At 74.1% G+C, this 21,501-nt stretch carries 13 protein-coding genes, 1 pseudogene and 1 riboswitch; of the genes and pseudogenes, 3 read left to right on the plus strand and 11 right to left on the minus strand.

Annotated elements, in window-relative coordinates; translation table 11 throughout:
- The 9 genes and pseudogenes from ACIGZJ_RS15415 to eccD form a co-directional block, all read right to left on the minus strand.
- A pseudogene (locus ACIGZJ_RS15415) lies at window positions 1-3,182 on the minus strand (hypothetical protein); the annotation flags it as partial.
- A gap of 74 nt (window positions 3,183-3,256) precedes the next feature.
- A complete protein-coding gene (locus ACIGZJ_RS15420) occupies window positions 3,257-3,556 on the minus strand; it encodes a hypothetical protein (protein WP_396457675.1) in 300 nt (99 codons plus the stop codon).
- Window positions 3,549-4,013, minus strand: coding sequence for a YbaB/EbfC family nucleoid-associated protein (locus tag ACIGZJ_RS15425; protein ID WP_396457676.1), 465 nt, complete (start codon window positions 4,011-4,013; stop codon window positions 3,549-3,551). Before ACIGZJ_RS15425 ends, ACIGZJ_RS15420 begins: the two co-directional genes overlap by 8 nt.
- A gap of 41 nt (window positions 4,014-4,054) precedes the next feature.
- Window positions 4,055-6,328 carry a hypothetical protein gene (locus ACIGZJ_RS15430; protein WP_396457677.1) on the minus strand — a complete coding sequence of 758 codons (2,274 nt, stop codon included), beginning with the start codon at window positions 6,326-6,328 and terminating at the stop codon, window positions 4,055-4,057.
- Between the two features lie 144 nt (window positions 6,329-6,472).
- Window positions 6,473-6,817, minus strand: a complete 345-nt coding sequence (locus ACIGZJ_RS15435) for a hypothetical protein (protein WP_392934236.1) — start codon at window positions 6,815-6,817, stop codon at window positions 6,473-6,475.
- Window positions 6,818-6,862: 45 nt separating this feature from the next.
- A complete protein-coding gene (locus ACIGZJ_RS15440) occupies window positions 6,863-7,165 on the minus strand; it encodes a hypothetical protein (RefSeq protein ID WP_396457678.1) in 303 nt (100 codons plus the stop codon).
- A 111-nt stretch (window positions 7,166-7,276) separates the two neighbouring features.
- Window positions 7,277-7,633 carry a hypothetical protein gene (locus ACIGZJ_RS15445; protein ID WP_396457679.1) on the minus strand — a complete coding sequence of 119 codons (357 nt, stop codon included), beginning with the start codon at window positions 7,631-7,633 and terminating at the stop codon, window positions 7,277-7,279.
- Between the two features lie 125 nt (window positions 7,634-7,758).
- Window positions 7,759-9,207, minus strand: a complete 1,449-nt coding sequence (gene eccB, locus ACIGZJ_RS15450; RefSeq protein WP_396457680.1) for a type VII secretion protein EccB — start codon at window positions 9,205-9,207, stop codon at window positions 7,759-7,761.
- 50 nt (window positions 9,208-9,257) lie between these two features.
- Window positions 9,258-10,637: a type VII secretion integral membrane protein EccD gene (eccD, locus tag ACIGZJ_RS15455; RefSeq protein WP_396457681.1), complete on the minus strand. Its 1,380-nt coding sequence runs from the start codon at window positions 10,635-10,637 to the stop codon at window positions 9,258-9,260.
- Window positions 10,638-10,977: 340 nt separating this feature from the next.
- Here eccD and eccCa point away from each other — a divergent pair, with 340 nt between their 5' ends.
- A complete protein-coding gene (gene eccCa / locus ACIGZJ_RS15460; protein WP_396457682.1) occupies window positions 10,978-14,967 on the plus strand; it encodes a type VII secretion protein EccCa in 3,990 nt (1,329 codons plus the stop codon).
- A gap of 85 nt (window positions 14,968-15,052) precedes the next feature.
- Window positions 15,053-17,656, plus strand: a complete 2,604-nt coding sequence (locus tag ACIGZJ_RS15465; protein ID WP_396457683.1) for a hypothetical protein — start codon at window positions 15,053-15,055, stop codon at window positions 17,654-17,656.
- A 60-nt stretch (window positions 17,657-17,716) separates the two neighbouring features.
- On the opposite strand, the gene ACIGZJ_RS15470 is transcribed toward ACIGZJ_RS15465, so the two are convergent.
- Window positions 17,717-18,127, minus strand: a complete 411-nt coding sequence (locus ACIGZJ_RS15470; RefSeq protein ID WP_396457684.1) for a tautomerase family protein — start codon at window positions 18,125-18,127, stop codon at window positions 17,717-17,719.
- Window positions 18,128-18,227: 100 nt separating this feature from the next.
- On the opposite strand from ACIGZJ_RS15470, the gene ACIGZJ_RS15475 reads away from it, so the two are divergent.
- A complete protein-coding gene (locus tag ACIGZJ_RS15475; protein ID WP_396457685.1) occupies window positions 18,228-18,569 on the plus strand; it encodes an ArsR/SmtB family transcription factor in 342 nt (113 codons plus the stop codon).
- A gap of 66 nt (window positions 18,570-18,635) precedes the next feature.
- Here the strand turns inward: ACIGZJ_RS15475 and metE are convergent, their stop codons facing one another.
- Window positions 18,636-20,972, minus strand: coding sequence for a 5-methyltetrahydropteroyltriglutamate--homocysteine S-methyltransferase (gene metE, locus ACIGZJ_RS15480; protein ID WP_396457686.1), 2,337 nt, complete (start codon window positions 20,970-20,972; stop codon window positions 18,636-18,638).
- Window positions 20,973-21,109: 137 nt separating this feature from the next.
- Window positions 21,110-21,330, minus strand: a riboswitch (cobalamin riboswitch).
- Window positions 21,331-21,501 lie beyond the last annotated feature (171 nt).

A 21,501-nucleotide genomic window follows, 5' to 3' on the forward strand; every position in this document is an offset into this window, starting at 1 on the left:
CGATCCGCCGTCGGCTCACCCGCCGCCCGCTTCTGCTCCTGCCGCTCCAGAACCAGCTTCGCCGTATCCGAACGCGCCGCATCACCCGACCCACCCAGGCCACGACCCTTACCCGGGAACGGCTCCGGCTTCGGAGCCGCATCACCCCGGCCCTCGACATCCGTCAGCGTGACGATGTTCGAATCCTTCTTCGGGGCCTTCCCCGCGTTCTCCGGCTTCACCGGAGCAGGCGTATCCGCCGTCGGCTCACCCGCCGCCCGCTTCTGCTCCTGCCGCTCCAGAACCAGCTTCGCCGTATCCGAACGCGCCGCATCACCCGACCCACCCAGATCACGACCCTTACCCGGGAACGGCTCCGGCTTCGCAGCAGCCTTCTCGGAACCCGTGTCACCCCTGCGCGCGACATCCGTCAGCGTGACGATGTTCGACCCGTCCTTCGGAGCCTTCCCCGCGTTCTCGGGCTTCACCGGGGCAGGCGTGTCCGCCGTCGGGCCGCCTGCGGCCCGCAGCTGCTCCTGCCGCTGCAGGACCAACGCTCCCGGCGACAGGGCTTCCTCGACCTGGTTCCGGAGGTTGCCGGAGGCGGCCGAATCGCTCTTCTCGGACGGGTTCGGCGCGGGGTCGGACTTCTGGCCGGGCTTCGGGGCAGGCGCGGGCTCGGGCTTCGGCTCGGGCTTCGGCTCCGGCCGATTGGAGGGGGGCTTGACGTCTGAGCCGTTCGGGCCGCCGTCCCGCTGTGCGCCCGGGCCGCCCTCGGTCCGCGGCAACGGGCCGCCGCCACCGCCGCCGCCCTTCGGGCCGGGGCCCTGGTCCGGCCGAGGGGGGTCGGGCCTGAGGTCGGGCCTGAGGTCGGAGCCGTTCGCGCCCCCGTCCCGGCGCCCGCCCGGACCACCCGGGCCGCCCTCGGTCAGCGGCGGCGTACCACCACCACCGTCCTTCGGCGGCTGACCGCCCTTCGGGCCGGGACCCTGGTCCGGCCGAGGGGGGTCGGGCCTGAGGTCGGAGCCGTTCGCGCCCCCGTCCCGGCGCCCGCCCGGACCACCCGGGCCGCTCTCGGTCAGCGGCGGCGTACCACCACCACCGTCCCTTGGCTGCTGACCGCCCTTCGGGCCGGGACCCTGGTCCGGACCGGGACCGGCGTTGGGCTCCGGGTGCGGCTTCGAACCGCCGCCGTGCCCGGCGCCGTTCCCGCCGGTGGAGCCGGACGGCACAGTGGCCCCGGAGGTCGCGGTCGAGTTGCCGAGGCGATTGTCGCCGCCCGTGATCCGCCGGGCCTCGGGTCCGCCGTCACCCGAGGACTCGGTGCCGCGCTTGGTGGCGGGCTCGGGGGTCTTCTGACCGCCCGAACCGTCCTTCGGGACGGAGCCGGACTTGTCGCCCCCGCCGGACTTGTCGCCGCCCGACCGGTCGCTGCCACCGGACCTGTCGCCGCCGGACTCCGTCACGACGCCGTGCTTCGGGGCCTCCGGCTTCGCCGGGCCGCCGGAGGAGGACGAGGAGCCGCCACCGCTCTTGTGGTCCGAGCCGGAGGCGTTCGCCCCGCCCTCGGTCCGGTGGGAGGCCGGCGGCGGGGTGAGCGAGGCGGTGGAGCCCGCGGCGTCGCCGCTGTGGAGGTGCACACTGCCGGGGATCTGGTCGTGCCCGCCGGGCCGGGGCACCGGGAAGGGCGCGGGGTGCCCCGCGATGTTGCTCATCGCCGACAGCAGGTTCAGCGGGTGCAGCGCGCCGTAGTACTTGCCGTTCGTGGCGTTGATCTGGGCGCTGTCGAGCCCCCGGACGAAGTCCACGTACTTCGTGGTCAGCGGCGAGGCCAGCCCCAGGATCATGTGGCGGGCGCCGCCCATCATGAAGCCGCCCAGGAAGCTCATCCCGCTGGCCGACCACTCGCCGTAGTAGATCTTGTTGAAGAAGCCCTCGGTGAGGTACTGGTTGGTCCCCATCTTGATCTGCTCGCCCAGGACGTGCCCCAGGACGAACATGGTGTTCATCCGGTCGATCCGGCCCGCGAGTTCGGGCAGCTTCTCGGCCAGCGCCCGCAGGCCCGCGGACGGCGCGTGGGCACCGCCCTCGGCGATCTCGCGCAGGGCGGTGCCGAGCGCCGTGCGGCCCGCGGCCGACCTGGCGCCGTTCTCCACGAAGGTCTTGCCGAACCGCTCCCCGAGCTCCTTGGCGGTCGCGGCGCCGAGCTCCTTGCCGAGGCCCTTCTCGAAGATCCTCCCGAGGTTCGTGGTGAACCGCTCCCCGGCCGCGGCGGCCACCTTGCCGCCGGCCCCGAAGCCCTTCGCCAGGTACTGGGCGTTCTCCTTGAGGAGCTTGCTGATGTTGACGGCGAACTCGGACGCCGCCTTGTTCGCGACCAGGCGTCCGGCCTCCTTGCCCGCGCCCTTGGCGGCACCGCCCGCCGCACCGCCCGCGGCGCCGGCCCCGAGCTCCTTGATCAGGGTGGTCAGTTCCTTGGTCACGAAGATCTTGGCGAGGCCGGCGCCCAGCAGCTTGCCCAGGCCCATGCCCAGCAGGTGCAGCGGGCCCGCGATGGCACCGCTGATCGCGCCCATGATCGCGGCCTGCTTGGTGAGGTCCTTGTCCCACTCGTGCCGGTTGCCCTGGCCGAACTGGATGCCCTGGAGGATCGAGTCCAGGACCAGTCCGCCCAGCACGCCGAAGAAGGTGTGCGTCAGGATCACCTGGACGAGCTTCTTCAGCAGGTTGATGATGATCACCTTCACCACCTGCTTGAACCCCTCCGCGGCGGCCATCGAGGCCCCGAAGGTGAACGGGAAGAAGGCGATGGCCAGCGCGATCTCGATCAGCAGCTGGACGATCTGACCGATGATCATCCACTTGGTGTACTCGACGGTGTTCGCGACCTTGCCCGCGAACTCGCCCAGCTCTCCGGCGAGTTTGCCCGCCGTGGCGAGGTAGTCGATCTCCTCCTTCTCGCCGATGAACCGCCCCATCTCCTTGGCGAACGCCTCGGCGGCCTCCCCCTCGAACTGGGTCCGGCAGCTCGTCACCAGCTCGGAGATGTACCCCCGGAGGGTCGGCAGGTCCTCGGCGAGCGCGGCGTACTCGTCCCGGACGTCCCGCAGCAGGCCCTCGTCGGACGTCGGCCACGGCATACCGGTGAGGATGTGGAAGAACGTCGCGACGCCGGGCGAGACCTGGATCGACGAGTGGGCCATGGCGGGGAGCCTCCGACTGCGAAGCTGGCTGGTGCGGGTGGGGAAAGGCGCGGGAGGCTGCTACCGGTGGGCGGTCAGACCAGGTCGGCGGCGTGCTCGTCGGCCGCGTCGAAGCTGTCGGCGGTGTTCTGGCCGTGCTCTCCGACGCTCAGCAGCTTGAGCCTGATGCTGTCGACCAGGTCGTTCAGGCTCACGGTCGGTTTGTCGACCTTGCTGTGGTACTGCATGCCGATCTGGTCGCTCCCGCCGCCCTTGAGGTTCTTCGCCCCGATGTCCTTGAGCTCGCGCCCGATCTTCTCGATCAGCGCCGCCATCTCCGGGAACTTGGTGAACTCCGCCTTGAGGTCCTCAAGTTTCTTCAGCTGCTTAGCCATTGAACTCCTCCTGCTTGTCGGAGCGCTTGGACCCGTCGGCCCCCGGCCGCATCGCGGTCAGCGGGGCGAGCAGCGCGTCCAGGTCCAACCCACCCGATCCGCCGAGCAGTTCGTCCTCCCGCTCGCCGGTGAAGGCCAGCCGCATCGACTCGCCCACGCCGTCGAAGGAGCGCATCGCCGCAGCGACCTTCTCCCCCATCCGGGCCTGGGCCTCGTTGAGCACGTCCTTCAGGACCGCGGCGAGGTGCGCGGGGGCCATGTCCTGGTAGGCGGTGGTGTGGAAGGTCAGCGCGATGACCTGGCCCTGCGGGCCGACCTGCGCCGTGACCAGCCGGTCCTTGGTGGTCACCGAGGCGCTCGACCGCTGCAGCTCCCCGGTCATCGCGGCCATCCTGGCCTGCTGCTCCTCCAGGGACGCCATCGCCTTGGCGAGGTGCTCCTCGAACGAGAACTCCATGTGTCCGTACCCTTCTCGACTGTGGAAAGCGCGGGACCGGCTCAGCGGCCGATCACTCCGTGCACCGCACCGGTGTCGGTGCCCCAGACGTCCTCGTCCTCGGACAGCCAGGTGGTGCGCTGACGGTCCTTCTCGCCCTGGGCGCCCATGCCGCCGCCCATGCCGCCGCCCATCGGCATCATTCCGCTGCCGGTGCCGCCGCCGCTGGTCGCCACCGAGCGGCCCCGCATCGCGGCCTCCTCGGCGGCGAGGGCCTCGGCCTTCTGGGCCGCCGCCTTGGCCTCCGCCTCCCCGCCGGCGAGGAGCTTGTTGGTGGGTGCGATGCCGTTGCTGTTCTCGATGCCCTTGGGGCTCATCCCGCCGCCGGAGCTGACCAGCCGCGGCAGTTGGCCGGAGCCGCCACCGCCCCCGGCACCGCCGCCGAAGACGCTCCCGTAGGAGCCCGGCACCAGGGTGCTCGAACCACCGGAGCCGTCCGAATCGCCGGACCCGTAGCTCCCGTAGCTCCCGTAGCCGCCGGAGCCGCTTCCGAGGCCGCTGGACCCGCCCCCGAGACCACCGAAGATGTTGGGGTCCAGGGTCCAGGTCGACCCGGTGGACGGCGGACGGGAGATGACCGTCCCGCCGCCGCCCGCGCCGATGGCGTCGAGCGCGTGCTGCTGGTCGCGGTACCGCTGGATGGAGTCGGCGATCGGCTTGCCGCCCGCGTCCAGCAGGGTGCCGTCCGCGGCGATCGAGCCGCCCTTCTCCAGCACCACGGGGTTGCCGTAGGCGTCGAGGACGGGCTTGCCGTCCGGGCCGAGCACCGTGCCGTCCTCCCGGACGGTCGAGCCCTTGGGCACCTTCGCGTTGGGACCGTAGATGCCGCCGCCGGCTCCCGGCGCGACGGTAGAGCCCTCGGGCACGGTGACCTGCTTGCCGTTCTTGTCCAGAACGGGCTTGCCGTTGGCGTCGAACAGCTTGCCGCCGGCGCCGATGTACCCGCCCGGCGGGAGCAGCACCGGCTTCTTGTCGGCGCCGAGGACCGGCTTGCCGTTCTTGTCCAGGATCTGGGCACCCGAGCCGGGGCCGCCGCCGAGGCCTCCGCCGCCGCCCCCGAGGCTGCCGCCGTTCGGGTTCGGCGGGAGCTTGCCGCCGGATCCGCCGCCGATGTCGGTCTTGGGCCCGCCGCCGCCCGCGCTGAGGGACGGCGGCTTGGGGCCGTTCTCGCCCGTGGGCGGCGGCTTGGGGCCGCCCTCACCGGTCGGGGGCGGCTTGGGGCCGTCCTCGCCGCCGGGCCCGGCGGGGGGCTCGACCGGGGGGAGCTGCAGCGGCGTCTTCCTGAGGCCGGCCTCGTACTTGGCGTTCGCGGCCGTGAACTTGCCGTCCAGGAGGTCCAGTACGGTCCGTGCGCCCCACTGGACGGTGTTGTCGATGTGGGCGGACCAGAGCCGCTTGGCCTCCTGCTCGATCTTGTCGAAGAAGTCCTGGTTGTGCGGGTCGCCGTACGAGCTCGTCACCTTCACCACGGGCGGGGCCCCCTGGTTCGACATGGTGACGGTGACCCGCGCCTTGGACAGGACGGTGGTGAGGAGGTTGTAGGTGACCAGGGTGGGCCAGGCGTCGTCGCTGTGGTACCAGTTGAAGTAGGCGCTGTAGATACCCCCGATCGCCTTCGTGAGCTCCGTCTTCAGGGTCTCCAGGTCGGCGGCGAAGTTGCCCCGGGCCAGCTGGTACTGCAGCGCGTCGAGCTCGTCGCCGAAGGACTGCAGCAGGGCCTTGAACTCACCGGCCGCGCTCCCCTGCCAGCTGCTGTCCGGGGCGTCGGTCCGCTCGGCCCACCTCCCGACGGCGTCCTTCCAGGTGCCCAGCCACGTCGTCACGTCGGTGATCGCCTTGGCCGCCGTGGTGAAGGTGTCGGCGTTGACCGTGTCGGTCCACTTCGGGGCCGCGCCCAGCATCGGGTAGAACACCTCGTCGCCGAGGTGCATGAACTTGGAGAGGTCGCCGGCCGGGTCGTTGCCCCAGTCGGTGTAGTTGATGGAGATCCCCACCACGAAGCTGTGCGGGTCCCCCCAGGCGTCCAGGTAGTTCCAGGCCCACCAGACGTCCGTGGGCGCTCCGTCGTGCCCCTTGTCGGTCAGCGTCGCCTTCTTCGTGTACGGGGCCTTCGACCCCGTGAAGTGCTTGTAGTGCTCGACCTTGAGGTTGCTGCCGCTCTTGTACCAGCTGGGCAGACCCGCGCCGATGATCTTCTTCCGGTCGGCGAGGCCGCCCTTCTGGGAGGCGGAGGACGCGAACGCGGCGGCGATCTGCTCCCACGTCAAGTCGGACAATGCTGACACCCTCTCAAGGCGTGCGAAACGGCGGTGTACGGAGGAGTTGCGGGTCTCGGTGCGGAGCCGGTGCACCCGGTCGGCCGCCCCTGCGGGTGGCCGGTCCGCCGGGACGGGTCCGCACACCGCCGCCGGAGGGGAGGGCTACTTGCCGCCCGCCATCACCTTGTTCAGGACTTCCATCATCTGCGCGGCCGTCAGCGCCTCCTCGTGAGCCCGCTTCATGATCTCGATGGCCCGGTGGATCGCCAGTTCGGCATCGAGCATCTGGGTGTCGAAGCTCTTGAGGATCTCGTGGAGGGCCTTGGAGAAGGCCGCGAACCTGGCCTGGATGTCCGCCCCGGCCTGGAAGGGCGCGGATCCGGCCAGCAGCTTGAGCTGGCCGCCCTCGAACTTCATCACGGCCTGGTACCCGGTGTCGGCCAACAACGCCGTCTGGAAGGCCTGGAGGCACTCCTTGATGAAGGTGTTGAGGTCCTCCTCGTTCATGCTGAGGGTGGGACCGCTGCCGATCGGCTCGTTGCTCCCCACCTGTCAGCCCGTCGCGGCGGCGGCGCGGTAGTCGGCGTCGCGCAGGAGGCCGTGCATCTCGCGCAGCTTGTTGGCCGCATCGGTGATCTGTCCGCTCATGACGGTGTCGAGCGCGTCCAGCTTGTCGGCGAAGGACTTCGCGGCGGCGGCGAGTTCACCGCTGAGCTTCAGCTGCTCCGTCCGGAGCGAGTCGCGGAAGCTCTCCATCTCCGTCTGCATCTTCGCGCCGGCGGCCTGCAGGTCGTCCGCCGCGTCGTCGATGTTGGCGTGGTTGAGCATGATGCCCGAGGGCGCAGGGGTTGTCATCAAACGTCCTTTCGATTGGTCGCCGTGCGGCCTCGCGAGGCCTGCGCGAGCAGGCGCGGGGCGGTGCGGGGCCGGACGGTGCGGATCAGGTGGGAGGCGGCGGCGGGACGGTCAGCCGGTGGGGTTGAGACCGGACTCCACCATGGCGGAGTAGCCGCCGCCCATGCCCCCGGCCACGTGGTAGGCGGCGTCGTGGCCGGAGAAGACCGTGTTGCTGCCCGCCGCCAGGTCGGCGTGGAAGGTGTCGTACTGCTGCGTCAGCCGCGTGTACTCGTCGTGCCACTCCTTCATCTTCTGCACGTAGACGCTGCTGCACGCGGCCTGGAAGTGCTGGTGGATCTCCTTGTTGATGTCCTCGACGGCGGTGGCGGCGGACCGCATGGTGCCCATGTGGGTCTCCACCGTCTGGAGCACGTTCTTGATGGTCGCGTTGTCGATCTGGAGAGTGCCGGGGTTGGGAGTGGTCACCGGATTCCCTTCGTCGGTGGGTACGCCCGCGGCGGTTGCCGCGGGAGGGGTCGCAGGACCCGACTAATCCGTTCAACGGGACGACGGCGCAGGCGGGTTCAACCGGCCGCCGGTCCGGCCCGGGGTCACCGCGAGCAGGCCGGGGCGGCGGCTCGCGCGGCCGGGGCGGCGGCGGTCAGGGCGGTCGGGTCGAGGCTGGGCCCGGTCGGGAGCAGGGTCAGCAGGGCCTCGGGGGCGGCCGAGGGGGCGGGCCCGCCGTAGCCGAGCTGTTTGGCGACGGCCGCCGAGGCGAGCGGGTACTTCACCCCGGAGTCGGTGACCAGGTAGAGGGTGCCGCCGAGGCCCGCGCTGGACAGGGCCCGGACCAGGGCGCCGCCGCCGGGCCGCACCGCGATGCTGTCGGCGCCCGCGCAGGCCGGCTCCACGCCCGGCTGGGCGGCCGGCGGCGGGCCCGCGACGGCGGCGGCGTCGAGCAGGGTGACCGAGGTGGTCGGCGCCTGGTCGGTGAGCCTCGACTCGGCGCAGACGCCCCGGCCCTGGGGGACGGTCACCAGCTCCGGCGGCGCGGTGGGCAGCCCGGCTGCGGCGGGGGTCGCCGGGACGGCCGGAGCGGTGTGCCCGGCGAGGTCGGCCGGGCTGAGGGCGGCGGGGGTGACGGCCGCTCCCCCGTAGGCGGCGCTCTGGGTGCGCAGGTCGTTGCGGAGCAGCTCGAAGGCCATCCGGCTGAGCGGGGTGAGTCCGGCCTGGGTCAGCAGGTACGGGTCGCCGCCGGGGCCGGTGAAGAGCTGGCCGAACCGGGTCGGGCCGGCGGTGAGCTGCGGGCCCGCGGTGCCGCGGGAGTCCACCTCGGGGGCGGCCAGGTCCGGGCCCGCGGGCAGCGAGTTGAGGAAGGCGGCCGTCACCTGGTAGGCGGTGACGGCGCTCTGGCCGAGGGCCTGACGGGCGCCGTTGCGGCTGTCCAGGCGCAGCCGGCGGCCGTGCCAGAGCAGGTACTCGGCGCCGTCGGGGGCGGCCACCAGGGTGCCCTGCGCCTCGGTGAGGCTGGTGCCCCGGCCGCCGGTGCCGATGGCGAGGGCGAGTTCGGTGCGGCGGCCGCCGGAGGGGCCGGGCCGGCTGACGGCGCAGGCGAGCCAGGGCGCGTCGGCGAGCCGGTCGGGGCCGGGCAGGCCGTCCGGGGCGCCGAGGATGCCGATCGGGGCGCCGCGCGGGGTGTCGGCCAGCGAGTTCACGCTGACCTGGTCGACCACCAGCTGGTCGCCGGCCAGCAGCCGGGCGCTGGCCTCGTTCAGGACGGGGCGCAGGCTGCCGTCCAGGTAGAGGTAGCGGGCGCCGCTCTCCTTGACCACCACCAGGGTGCCGGGCTTGCGCCAGCCGGTGGCGCCGCCGGGGACGAGCGCCCCGTACACGGCGACTCCGAGGCAGACCAGGACGGCGATGACCAGTCCGGTCACGGTGCCCCGCGAGGTGCGCCCGGACGGGGTGTCGGGGGCGTCGGGCTCACCGCGCAGCATGCCGGTGGCGAGCCTGCCCATCACGAACAGGTGGGCCTGCACCTGGTCGCGCTTCGACTGCATCTCGTGGTTCTCCTCGGGGCGGCGGAAGGTGGTGGTGCGTCAGGGCCGGGTCAGCCGGCGATGGCCCGCAGCGCGTGGTAGACCCCGGCCACGGCCAGTGCCAGCGGGAGCACGGCGATCGCCGCGGCCGAGTGCAGCAGGTCGGCGGCCCGGCCCCAGTAGGGCAGCAGCCGGCGGCCGGGGATGGTCCAGGCGGTGATCGCCAGGGCGGCGGCCACGGCGAGCAGTCCGGCCAGCAGCAGCAGGCGCCCGCCGGTCGGCTGGTCGAGGACGGCGCCGCCGAACAGCAGCGCCAGCCCGTAGACGCCGGGGAGCAGGACGGCCAGCCGCTGCGGGATGCTGCCGACGGCCCGGCCGTGCAGCAGCAGCAGGACGGACAGGGCGGCCGTCAGGGACGGTGCGGCCCAGCCGGCGACGCCGGCCAGCTCGGTGGTGCACAGCGTGAGGATCAGCCCCAACGCCAGGTGGAAGGAGGTCAGGTAGCCGTCGGCGACGTCGCTGCGGCTCAGCACGGTGCTGCTGGGGAAGGGGGCGATTCCCTCCTGGAGCTCCTCGGCGTTGCGGGGCAGCGCGGGCAGCCGCAGTCCGGACAGCCGGAAGCAGATCCCGGGCACGAACGCGCCGATGACGACGGCCAGCACGGCGAGGGCCGCGGCCGCCTCGGAGGCGCTCATGCCGTTCAGCAGGAGCACCCCGGCCAGGACGGCGTGCAGGGCCACCAGGACGGTGCCGAGGAAGAGCGGCGCCGAGCAGCCGACGGCGGCCACCGCGAGTACCGCCGCGCCGGCCGCGGCGGAGCCGCCGGCCAGCAGCCGGACGCCGGTCGCCCCGGCCCCGCCGCCGGTCGGCAGCAGGCCGCCGGCGAGGGCCAGGTAGGGCACGGCCATGGCCCCCAGCGCGGTGCCCGCGCCGGCGTCGCCCACCGCCCGGGAGGCGCTGAGGGCGCCGAGCAGCAGCAGGACCCCGGTGACGGCGGCGGCGAGGTCCCGGGTGTGCTGCGGGCCGGGGAGCAGCAGCAGGGCGAGCCCGCCGGCCAGGGCGGCGACGGCCAGGGCCAGCGCCAGGTGGTGGGTCAGGGCGGGCCGCCAGGTGTCGGGGCGGGCCCGCATCCCGGTGGCGACGCCGTCCGCCATGTCGTCGAAGTGCACCTCGGGCAGCGGTTCGCGGCGCGGGCGCAGGTGGAGCTCCTCCCCGTCGTGCAGGCCGAGCGCGTCGGCGCCGAGCTCCTCGTCCAGCGGTGCGCCGCCGAGCCGTTGGAGGATCCAGCCGTCGTGCTCGATGCCCTGTTCGTCCACTCCGGGCCCCGCGTAGCCGAGTACGGCCGGCAGCAGGTCGGCCAGGGGAACGTCCACGGGCACCGCGAGCTCGAACACCGTGTCGGGTGTCCGGAACCTCAGGCGGCACAGTCCGGCAACGGCAGTCCCGTTCAAGACTCTCCAATCTCCACCGACCCGGCCGGCGGCGGCGCAGCGCGGCGCCCCGGCGGGATGTCCTGACGGGGTGGGCGCCCCGGCCGCCTGGGGGATTGGCGGGCCGGGGCGCCGCCCGCACCGGGAGATACGGCGGGCGGGGGCCGGGAGGTTCACCGGCCGCCGCAACCGGTCGGGGCGGCCCGTCCGCGGCAGGCCGGGGCGGCAGGCCCGTGCGGCAGGCCGGGGCGGCCGGTCCGTGAACCGCCGGGGGTGCGCCATCCGTGCACCTGGACGGACGACACGCGTCCCGGGCCGCGGATCACCGGCCGGCCGTCCCCCCATCGCGAGGAGCCCTGCGTTGAGCGTGGTGCTGGTCAACCGTCCGCCGAGGCGCCCCGGACCGGAGATGCCCGACGGCGAGATCCAGTTGCAGGAGCCGCCCGCCCTCCCCGAGGCGCAGAGCGGCATGGCGAGCGTGATCAGCATGGCCCCGATGGCGCTGAGCTCGCTCTCGATGGTGTTCATCTTCCTGCGCCCGGGTGAGGGCGGCGGCATCCTGATGTACATCGCGATGGGCATGATGGGGCTCTCCGCCGTGGGCATGCTGGTCACCCAGCTGATCCGCGGCTCCAGCGACCGCAAGCGGGAGCTGCGCGCCGAGCGCCGGGACTACCTGCGCTACCTGTCCCAGATCCGCCGCCAGGTGCGCGGCCACATCGCCCGTCAGCAGGAGGCGCTGGCCTGGCGCCACCCCGCGCCGTCCGTGCTGGCCGCGGTGGCCCGCACCTCCCGGCTGTGGGAGCGGCGCAGCGCCCACCCCGACTTCGGGGACGTCCGGATCGGGACGGGTCCGCAGCGCCTCGCGGTGCGGCTGGCCCCGCTGGCCACCAAGCCGGTGGAGGACCTGGAGCCGCTCTGCGCGCACGCGCTGCGCCGCTTCATCAACGCCTACGGCACCGTCGCCGACCAGCCGATCGCGGTCTACCTCCGGGGCTACGCGCAGATCCTGCTGCGCTCCGACGACCGCGCGGCGGCCCGGTCACTGGCCCGGGCGGTGCTGGCCCAGCTGGCCGTCTTCCACGCCCCCGACGAGCTGCGGATCGCCGTCGTCACCGACCCGGAGCACCGCGCCGAGTGGGAGTGGACCAAGTGGCTGCCGCACGCCCTGCACCCGGTGGACACCGACGGGGTGGGGCCGGTGCGCCTGGTGGCGGGCTCGGTCGCGGAGATCGAGCAGCTGCTCGGCGAGGAGTTCGGCGCCCGGCCGCCGTACGAGCAGGACGCCCAGCCCGGCCGGGACGAGCCGTACACGGTGATCGTGCTGGACGGTCCGCAGGTCGCCGCGACCAGCCGGGCGGCGCTGGCGGGGTACCGCAACGCCACGCTGCTCGACCTCGGCGACACCCTGGAGTGGAAGCCGCTGCGGTACCGGCTGCGGCTGCGGATCGAGGACGGCGCGCTGGCGATGGTCGGCGCGGACCGCAACCACCGGGACGACATCACGCCCCTCGGCCGCCCCGACGCCCTGTCGGCCGCCGCCGCCCGCCGGCTGGCGGTGGGCCTGGCGCCGTTCCGGATCGGGGACACCACCGAGAGCGGCGAGCCGCTGGAGACCGACTTCGACCTCGCGATGCTGCTCGGGATCCGCGACCTGAACCAGCACGACGTGGTCGAGACCTGGTCCCGGCGCGGCATCGCGGACCGGCTGCGGGTGCCGCTGGGTATCGCGGGCGACGGCTCGCCCGTCGAACTGGACATCAAGGAGTCGGCGCAGGGCGGCATGGGCCCGCACGGCATGCTGATCGGCGCCACCGGCTCCGGCAAGTCCGAGCTGCTGCGGACCCTGGTGCTGGCGCTCGCCGTCACGCACTCCTCCGAGGTGCTGAACTTCGTCCTGGTGGACTTCAAGGGCGGTGCGACCTTCCTCGGCCTGGACCGGCTGCCGCACACCTCGGCGGTGATCACCAACCTGGCCGACGAGGCCTCGCTGGTGGACCGGATGCGGGACGCCCTGCACGGCGAGCTGGTCCGCCGCCAGGAGCTGCTCCGGGCGGCCGGCAACTACAGCTCGCTGCTGGACTACGAGACGGCCCGCGCCGCCGGGACCCCCCTGGAGCCGCTGCCGACGCTGTTCGTCGTGGTCGACGAGTTCAGCGAACTGCTCGCCGCGCACCGGGACTTCATGGACCTCTTCATCATGATCGGCCGACTGGGCCGCTCGCTGGGCGTGCACCTGCTGCTCGCCTCGCAGCGCCTGGACGAGGGCCGGATGCACTCCCTGGAGTCCCACCTGTCCTACCGGATCGGCCTGCGGACCTTCTCCGCCATGGAGAGCCGGGGCGTCCTCGGCGTACCGGACGCCTACCAGCTGCCCTCGCAGCCCGGCAACGGCTTCCTGCGCAGCGACATCGCCACCCTGACCAGGTTCAAGGCCGCGTACGTCTCGGGTCCGTACCGGGCCAGGCGCCGGGCGGCCCGCCAGGAGGTGGTGGCCGGCCAGGTCGCCGCCTACGGCACCGAGTACGTGGCGCCGCGCCGGCCGGCCGCGCTCCCCGTGGAGGCGGAGCAGCCGGAGGCGCCCGAGGAGACCCGCACCCTGCTGGACATCGCGGCGGCCAAGCTGACCGACGCCGGGCCGCCCGCCTACCAGGTGTGGCTGCCGCCGCTGGGCGTCCCGCCGACCCTGGACGAGCTGCTGCCGCCGCTGGCCCCGCACCCCGAGTTCGGCCTCACCACCGAGAGCGCGGCCGACCGGGGCTCGCTGACGGTGCCGGTCGGCGTCGTCGACCGCCCCTTCCAGCAGGTGCGCGACCTGCTGGTCGCCGACCTCTCCGGCGCCGACGGCCACGTGGGCATCGCCGGCGGCCCGCAGAGCGGCAAGAGCACCCTGATCCGCACCCTGCTGACCGGGCTCGCCCTCACCCACACCCCGAGCGAGGTGCAGTTCTACTGCCTGGACTTCGGCGGCGGCACGCTCTCCGCGCTGCGCGGGCTGCCGCACGTCGGCGGGGTCACCGGCCGGCACGACCCGGAGCGGGTGGTACGCACCATCGCCGAGGTCAACGCGATCCTGGGCCGGCGCGAGCTGCGCTTCGCCGAGCTCGGCATCGACTCCGTCTCGTCGTTCCGGCGGCGCCGGGCGGCCGGCGAGCTGCCCGAGGAGCAGCACGGTGACGTCTTCCTGGTCATCGACGGCTGGAACACCATCCGCCAGGAGTTCCCGGACATCGCCCCCGCGCTGACCCTGATCGCCCAGCGCGGCCTCAACTACGGCATCCACCTGATCGTCGGCACCACCCGCTGGGGCGAGGTCTCCGGCGCGCTGCGCGACCTGCTGGGCACCCGCTTCGAGCTGCGGCTCGGTGACGCGGTCGACTCCGCGATCAACATGCGGGCGGCGGGGAAGGTCCCGAAGATCCCCGGCCGCGGCCTGACCTCGGACGAGATGCACTTCCTCACCGCGCTGCCCCGGATGGACGGCGGCAGCGGCACGGAGGACCTCGGGGAGGGCGTCGCCGACCTGGTCGACGCGCTGGCCGACCACTGGACCGGTCCGCGCGCGCCCGAGGTGCGGATGCTGCCGCTCTCGTTGGAAGCCGCCTCGCTGCCCGCCCCCGAGGGCCGGCTGCGGATCCCGATCGGCCTCCAGGACACCACCATCGCGCCGCTGTGGCACGACTTCGAGGAGTCGCCGCACCTGGTCGTGGTCGGCGACAGCGAGGCGGGCAAGACCAACCTGCTGAAGCTGGTCACCGCGGCCGTCACCACCTCGTACACGCCCGAGGAGGCGCGGATCATGCTGGTCGACTACCGGCGCGGTCTGCACGAGGCCGTCCCGGAGGAGTACCGGCTGGGCCACGCGGTCGCCGTGGACGTGCTGCGGCAGATCGTCGACGGCGCGGCCCGGGCGATGGCCAACCGGGTGCCCGACGCGGACATCGCGCCGGCCCGGCTCAAACTGCGGGACTGGTGGCAGGGGCCCGAACTGTTCATCGTGGTCGACGACTACGAGCTGGTGTCGGGATCGTCGGGCAGCATGGCGTCCGGGCATCCGTTCGCGGCGCTGTTCGACTTCCTCGCGCAGGGCACCGAGTTGGGCCTGCACCTGATCGTGGCCCGCAGTGCCAACGGCGTCGGCCGCGGCGCCAGCGACGCCCTGATGCGCAAGCTGGAGGAGGTCAACACCCCGGCGGTGCTGCTGTCCTGCCCGCCGAGCGAGGGCTACCTGTTCGGCAACGTCAAGCCCCGGAACCTGCCGCCCGGCCGCGGCCTCTACATCACCCGCCGCCGCACCGTCCAGGTGCAGACCGCGATCGCGACCCCGGTCGGCGACGGGGACGGGGTATAGGCCCTCGGTGAACCCCCGCCGGTCCGGGGCCCGTAGAGCCGGTTGGAGCCCCGCCGATGGGACCGGGCAGGGAGAGGGCGGAACGATGAGCACAACAGCACCGACCGGCGGAGCCGTGGGCGGCACCGACACCGGCCACGGCTCCGCCGCCGGCCCCGGGTGGCGTCGGCTGACCCGCCGCCGCGGCGGCGCCGATCCGGCCGGCTCCTCGGCCCTGCACCAGGCCGGCGACCACTTCGTGATCGCCCCGACCGCCGGGCCGGCCGGGCTGGCGGCGGCGCTGGAGCGGCTGCAGCCCGCCCCGCACGCGCTGATCCTGCTCGCCGCCGCCCCCGACGCGGCGGCCGTCCTGCTCGGGCGGCTGGCGGACCTGACCCGGACCGCCGCCGCCCGGGGTGCCACCACCCTGGTCCTGGCCGCGTCCGGGCTCGCCGCCGCGCCGGCGGTCGGACGGCGGCCGGCCGAACAGCTCGCCGAGCTGGCCGGGATGACGGTGGTGGCCCCGGACGGGATGGTCACGCTCCGGCCCGACGGCACCCTGCTGACCAGCGGCCCGGAGGAGGGCACCGGCTCCTCCTGGTGGCTGTGCCCGCCCGCCGGGGCCGTCCAGGCGCTCGGCCCGGTCTGGCCGCCGGCCGCCCCGGCGGGCGCGGCGGGCGCGGCTGGTGCGGCTGGTGCGGCTGGTGCGGCTGGTGCGGCTGCGGCACCCGCTGCGGTGGCCGCTGCGGTGGCCAACCCGGCGCCGGTCCCCGCGCCCGTGTCCCGGGCCGCGTCCCCCGCCGTACCTGCCATACCGGCCGAGCCGGCCGCCCCCCAGGCGCCCGCCCCCGGCCCCGAAGGCCTGCTGGTCACCACGCTGCCGCACGGCTTCTGGATCAGGACCGGGCCCGGCGAGGCCGGCCGACCCGGCACACTGCAGCGGGCCGACGCCGCCGAGGGCACCTTCGTCCTGGTCGTCGGCCACCCCGGCGGCCCGCTCCCGGCCGCCCCGCGGCTGGCCGCCACCGTCCGCCGGCTGATCCCCTCCGACCAGGGTGAACTGCTGCTCAGCGCACCGTGGTCGACGGTCCGCGCGCTCAGCCGACTGGCCGCCGAACTCGCGGTCGCCCTGGAGCGCGACGTCCGGGCGGCCGTCGGCCTGCCGATGCGCACCGCCGGCGGGTACTCGTCCCGCCTCCTGGACGCCGACGGCAACGCGACCTGGGAGCCGTGGCTGACCGAGCTGACCGCCTCCGCCGAGCTGCGCCGCCTGTTCGCCTCCGCCTGGCGCGACGCGCCGAACGGCCTGGCGTCGTGCGGACCGGCGCTCTTCGAGACCGACGTACCGGGGTGGTGGCTGGAGGCCGTGCCCGCCGGTCTGTGGCTGCGCCCGGCCGACCCCGGCGCGGACCGGGATCCCCGGCTGCAGGAGCCGGACCCGACCCGGCCGCGACTGCTGGTCGGCGCGGGCCGCCAGCCGGTGCCGCCGGAGGTCCTGGCGGGCCTCGGCCGACTGCTGGAGGCGCTCGCCCACCCGGGGGCGGCCGAGCCGGCCCTGATGGTCAACGGCGTGCCGAGCTCGGGGGCCGTGACCTTCGGCCGGGTCGTCGGAGTGCCGGACGAACCCGTCCGACCGGGCGTCACCGCCACGACCTCCTCCGAGCCGCCCGTCGTCGAACCGGCCGTCGTCGACCCGGCCGCTCCCGCGCCGCCCGTCGCCGCACCCCCCGTCCTCGAAGCCGCCGTCCCCGAGCCGCCCGTCGTCGAAGCCGCCGTGCTGGAACCGCCCGTCGTCAGCCCCCTGCACAAGCAGCCGGACGAGCCCGCGGCCGAGCCCCCGGCGGAGCCCGTGGTCGAACTCCCGGCCGAACCCGCGCCCGAGCCCGCGCCCGAGCCCCCCGCCGAGCTCCCCGTAGCGGCCCTGCCGCTCGCCCCCGAGCCGGCCACCGCCTCCCCCCGGCCCGGCATCGCCGCCGAACGCGCCGCGTTCAAGGACCTGTTGGGCAGTCACTTCCAGCGCTGCGCAAGCCACGCCGACCAGGTGGCCATGCGCCTCCCGGCCCTGCGCTCCAGCGCGCGGGAGGACCTGAAGAGCGACCTCGCGGCGGTCTACCTGCACCATGTCGACACCGGCGTCCCGGTCTCCCGCGCGGAGCTGGTCGCGGCGGCCCGCCGGCCCGACCCGGGCCCGCTGGCCTCCTTCCTGGCCTGCCTCGGCTCCGGCCTGCGCAGGCTGCCGAGCCACCACGGCGCCGTCCTGCTCGGCGCCCACGCCGGCGAGTCGGAGCTGCGGCACTACGTCCCGGGGGCGCTGCTGTCCGAGCCCGCCCCGGTCGTCGGACTCCCCTCCCACGAGATCGACTTGGGGACGCCCGTCGAGTTCGCGGTGTGGTCGGTGACCGGCCGCAGGACCGCGGTGTTCGCCGAGGACGGCGAGCACGAGGTGGTCTTCCCGCCCGGCTCGCGGTTCTCCGTCCTGGAGGTCGTCCCCGCCGAGGACGGCCGGCCGACCAGGGTCCTGCTCCGCGAGGACGGCCTGCCCACCACCCCGCAGCCCGCCGGGAGCGGCCTCCCGGACCGCCGGGACCAGCACGCCCGACTGCGCCTGCTCGCCTGGCTGGCCCGCCGGGACCTCCTCACCCCCGAGGAGCGCCGTACCGTCAGCCGCCCGGAGCGCTACCAGCTCACCCCCGGCGTCGCCCGGCAGTAGGGCTTTCGCGTCGGGATGTCGGGGGCCGGCCGGCGCGCACGACAGCCGTGATGCGACGCATCACGGCTCGACGCGGACTCCCGCCACACCACCCAGGTCGACCAGTTGCGCCCTGCCGTTGCCCACCGACCAGTTGTCGAGGGCGTTCTCGACGAGCGTGACGAACACGTCCTCGGGCCGCACGCCGACATCGGCCAGGTTGGCCGCGATCTGTCGGTACAGGGCGAGCTTGACCTCCCGGGGCCGACCCGCGACCAGGGTGATCTGCACGCAGACGACGTCCCGGCGGGCCACGTCGAGGTAGTTCGGGTCGAAGACCAGCTCCTCGGGATCGTGCGGGGTGACGATCTGGAAGCGGTCGCCGGCCGGGATGCCGACGGCGTCGACGAGGGCCTGGTGCACGCCGTCGGCGATGGCGCGCCGGAGGGCGGGCGGCCGGGTGACGGACAGGTCGATACGGACCAGAGGCATGGGAACGCTCGCTTTCCGGAGGGCCCGGGCTACAGTGTTCGACGAGCATCGACCATAACAGTGTACGACGACCGTCGAACACCCTGCCGAGGGATCAACCGTGTCCGCCCGCACCCGCAGCCTCACCCACGCCCATCCGACCGAGGTGTCGCTCCAGGACGCGCTCGACGCGCTCGGCGACCCCGTGCGGCGCACCATCCTCAGGGAGTTGGCCGGCGCCCCCGACTGGACCCGGGCCTGCGGCACGTTCGACCTCCCGGTGACCAAGGCGACACGCAGCCACCACTTCACTGTGCTGCGGGCCGCCGGCCTCGTCGAGCAGCGCGACGAGGGCCCGCGCCGGCTCAACCGGCTCCGCCGCCCCGAGTTCGACCAGCGGTTCCCCGGTCTCCTCGATCTGGTCCTGGCCGAGCCCGCACCGGACCGGTCCGGTGCGGCCTAGGTACGCGCGGAAGTGCCGGGGCGGGTGCGCACGCAGCCGATGCGCGCACCCGCCCCGGCGTGGCGGTCAGCCGTCCAGTTCGGCGCGGACCAGTCGGGCGGCCTCGACCAGGCTCTCCAGCGAGGCGCGGGTCTCGGGCCAACCGCGGGTCTTCAGACCGCAGTCGGGGTTGACCCAGAGCCGCTCGGCGGGGATCGCCGCCAGCCCCCTGCGGAGCAGCGCGGCGGCCTCCGCGGTGCTCGGCACCCGGGGCGAGTGGATGTCGTACACGCCCGGGCCGACCTCGCGCGGGTAGCCGGCGCCGGCCAGCTCATGGGCCACCTGCATGTGCGAGCGGGCGGCCTCCAGGGAGATCACGTCGGCGTCCAACTCGTCGATCGCGGCCATGATCTCGCCGAACTCGGCGTAGCACATGTGGGTGTGGATCTGGGTGTCGGCCCGGACGCCCGAGGTGGAGATCCGGAACGACTCGGTGGCCCAGTCCAGGTAGGCGGGCCGGTCGGCGGCCCGCAGCGGGAGGGTCTCGCGCAGCGCGGGCTCGTCCACCTGGATCACCGCGGCGCCGGCCGCCTCCAGGTCGGCGACCTCGTCGCGCAGGGCGAGCGCGACCTGGCGGGCGGTGTCGCCGAGCGGCTGGTCGTCGCGGACGAAGGACCAGGCGAGCATGGTGACCGGGCCGGTGAGCATGCCCTTGACCGGACGGTCCGTCTGGTCCTGCGCGTAGCGGAACCAGTCGACGGTCATCGGGTGCGGGCGGGAGATGTCGCCGGCCAGCACCGGCGGGCGGACGTAGCGGGTGCCGTAGGACTGCACCCAGCCGTGCTGGGTGGCCAGGTAGCCGCTCAGCTGCTCGGCGAAGTACTGGACCATGTCGTTGCGTTCGGGCTCGCCGTGGACCAGGACGTCGAGGCCGGCCTTCTCCTGGTAGGCGATCACCTCGCGGACCTCGGCCCGCATCCGGTCCTGGTAGGTGCCGGCGTCGATCCGGCCGGCCCGCAGGTCGGCGCGGGCGGTGCGCAGTTCGGTGGTCTGCGGGAAGGAGCCGATGGTGGTGGTCGGCAGCGGCGGCAGGTCGAGGCGGGCGCGCTGGGCGGCGGCACGTTCGGCGTAGGCCTGGTCGCGGCGGGCGTCCCGGGCGGTGGTGGCGCCGACCCGGGCCCGGACGGCCGGGTCGTGGGTGAGTGCCGAGGCCGCGCGGGAGGCCAGTCCGGCCCGGTTGACGGCGAGTTGGGCCGTGATGGTGTGGGTGCCCTCGCGCAGGCCGCGGGCCAGGGTGGTGATCTCGGCGGTCTTCTGGCGGGCGAAGGCCAGCCAGCGGGCGACCTGCGGGTCGAGGTCGCGCTCGGCCTCGGCGTCCAGCGGGACGTGCAGCAGGGAGCAGGACGGGGCGACGTCGACCCGGTCGGCGAGCCCGAGCAGGGTGCCGAGGGTGGCGAGGGACTTCTCCAGGTCGTTGAGCCAGATGTTGCGCCCGTCGACCACGCCGGCGATCAGGCGCTTGCCGGGCAGGCCGCCGACCGCGGCGAGGTCGTCGAGGTTGGCGGCGGCGGGGCCGGTGAAGTCCAGTGCGAGGCCCTCGATCGGGGCCTTGGCCAGCACCGGGAGGGCCTCGCCGAGGCGGTCGAAGTAGCCGGCGACCAGCAGCTTCGGCCGACTCGTCAGGGCTCCGAGCTCGCGGTAGGCGCGGGCGGCGGCGTTGAGTTCGGCCGGGGTGCGGTCCTGGACCAGGGCGGGCTCGTCCAGCTGCACCCATTCGGCGCCGGCCGCGCGCAGTTCGCCGAGGAGCTCGGCGTAGACGGGCAGCAGCCGGTCCAGCAGGGTGACCGGCTGGAAGTCGGCCGCGACGCCGGGGGCGGGCTTGGCCAGCAGCAGGTAGGTCAGCGGACCGACCAGGACGGGGCGGGCGGTGAGGCCGAGGCCGAGGGCCTCGCGCAGTTCGCCGACCGGCTTGGCCGGGTTGGCGGCGAAGACCGTGTCCGGCCCCAACTCGGGTACCAGGTAGTGGTAGTTGGTGTCGAACCACTTGGTCATCTCCAGCGGCGCCACCTCCTGGGTGCCGCGCGCCATGGCGAAGTAGCCGTCCAGCGGGTCGGCGTCGACGGCCGCGCGGTGCCGGGCCGGGATCGCGCCGACGGCGACGGTGGTGTCCAGCACGTGGTCGTAGAGCGAGAAGTCCCCGGTGGGGACCTCGGAGACGCCGGAGTCGGCGAGCCGCTGCCAGGTGTCGCGGCGCAGCCGCGCCGCGGTGGTCTGCAGGGCCTCGGCGCCGACCCGGCCGGCCCAGTACCCCTCGATCGCCTTCTTCAGCTCCCGGTTGGGGCCCTGCCGCGGGTAGCCGTGGACGGTGGCCTGCGGGGCGGTGGTGGAGGGGGTGGCGGCAGCGGTGGTGGAACTCGATGACACGGAACTCTCCTTCGCGAGTCGCGCTGCGATCCCGGGAGAGCACGAGGACGTGAAGGTACGACAGTGGGTGCGCGACACCAGGATGTGCCCGCCCGCTCCGCCGACCCGCCCACGAGGTCACCGAGATCTCCGCGTGCGGGGTGCACACGGGCAGTGGCAGGTCTTCGGACTCGTCGGCACGTCCGCCTGAGTCAGGCGGACACCTACTGGCCGTCGCTTCCCAGGCCCCTCGGGGCCCAGTGCATGTGACGGCGGTCGTTCCCACTCACCGCTGCGGGGCAGTCCCGGATTCCCACCGGGTTCCCTCTTACGACGCCGTGGCTGGAGGACACGGCGAACCGACTGCACCTCCACCCTAGGGCCCGCGAGCCCCGCCCGTCACGACCGGGTCCGGATTCCGGACGGCCGCGCGGTCCGGGGCGCACGGGCACGACGACGGCCGCGCGGGCGCGTCCCGGGCGGCGCTGGAGCCCCCCGATGCGGTTAGGCTAACCTTACCTCGTTGTCTCGCAAGCCTGTCCGACAGCCG

Source organism: Kitasatospora sp. NPDC052868, from assembly GCF_044547105.1.
Taxonomy (GTDB): Bacteria; Actinomycetota; Actinomycetes; order Streptomycetales; family Streptomycetaceae; genus Kitasatospora.

Excerpts from the sequence above, each read along its gene's own strand:
- ACIGZJ_RS15465 (WP_396457683.1), top strand. The coding sequence starts at position 15,053 with ATGAGCACAACAGCACCGACCGGCGGAGCCGTGGGCGGCACCGACACC.
- ACIGZJ_RS15440 (WP_396457678.1), bottom strand. The coding sequence starts at position 7,165 with ATGACAACCCCTGCGCCCTCGGGCATCATGCTCAACCACGCCAACATC.
- ACIGZJ_RS15435 (WP_392934236.1), bottom strand. The coding sequence starts at position 6,817 with ATGAACGAGGAGGACCTCAACACCTTCATCAAGGAGTGCCTCCAGGCC.
- ACIGZJ_RS15420 (WP_396457675.1), bottom strand. The coding sequence starts at position 3,556 with ATGGCTAAGCAGCTGAAGAAACTTGAGGACCTCAAGGCGGAGTTCACC.
- ACIGZJ_RS15425 (WP_396457676.1), bottom strand. The coding sequence starts at position 4,013 with ATGGAGTTCTCGTTCGAGGAGCACCTCGCCAAGGCGATGGCGTCCCTG.
- ACIGZJ_RS15470 (WP_396457684.1), bottom strand. The coding sequence starts at position 18,127 with ATGCCTCTGGTCCGTATCGACCTGTCCGTCACCCGGCCGCCCGCCCTC.
- eccB (WP_396457680.1), bottom strand. The coding sequence starts at position 9,207 with ATGCAGTCGAAGCGCGACCAGGTGCAGGCCCACCTGTTCGTGATGGGC.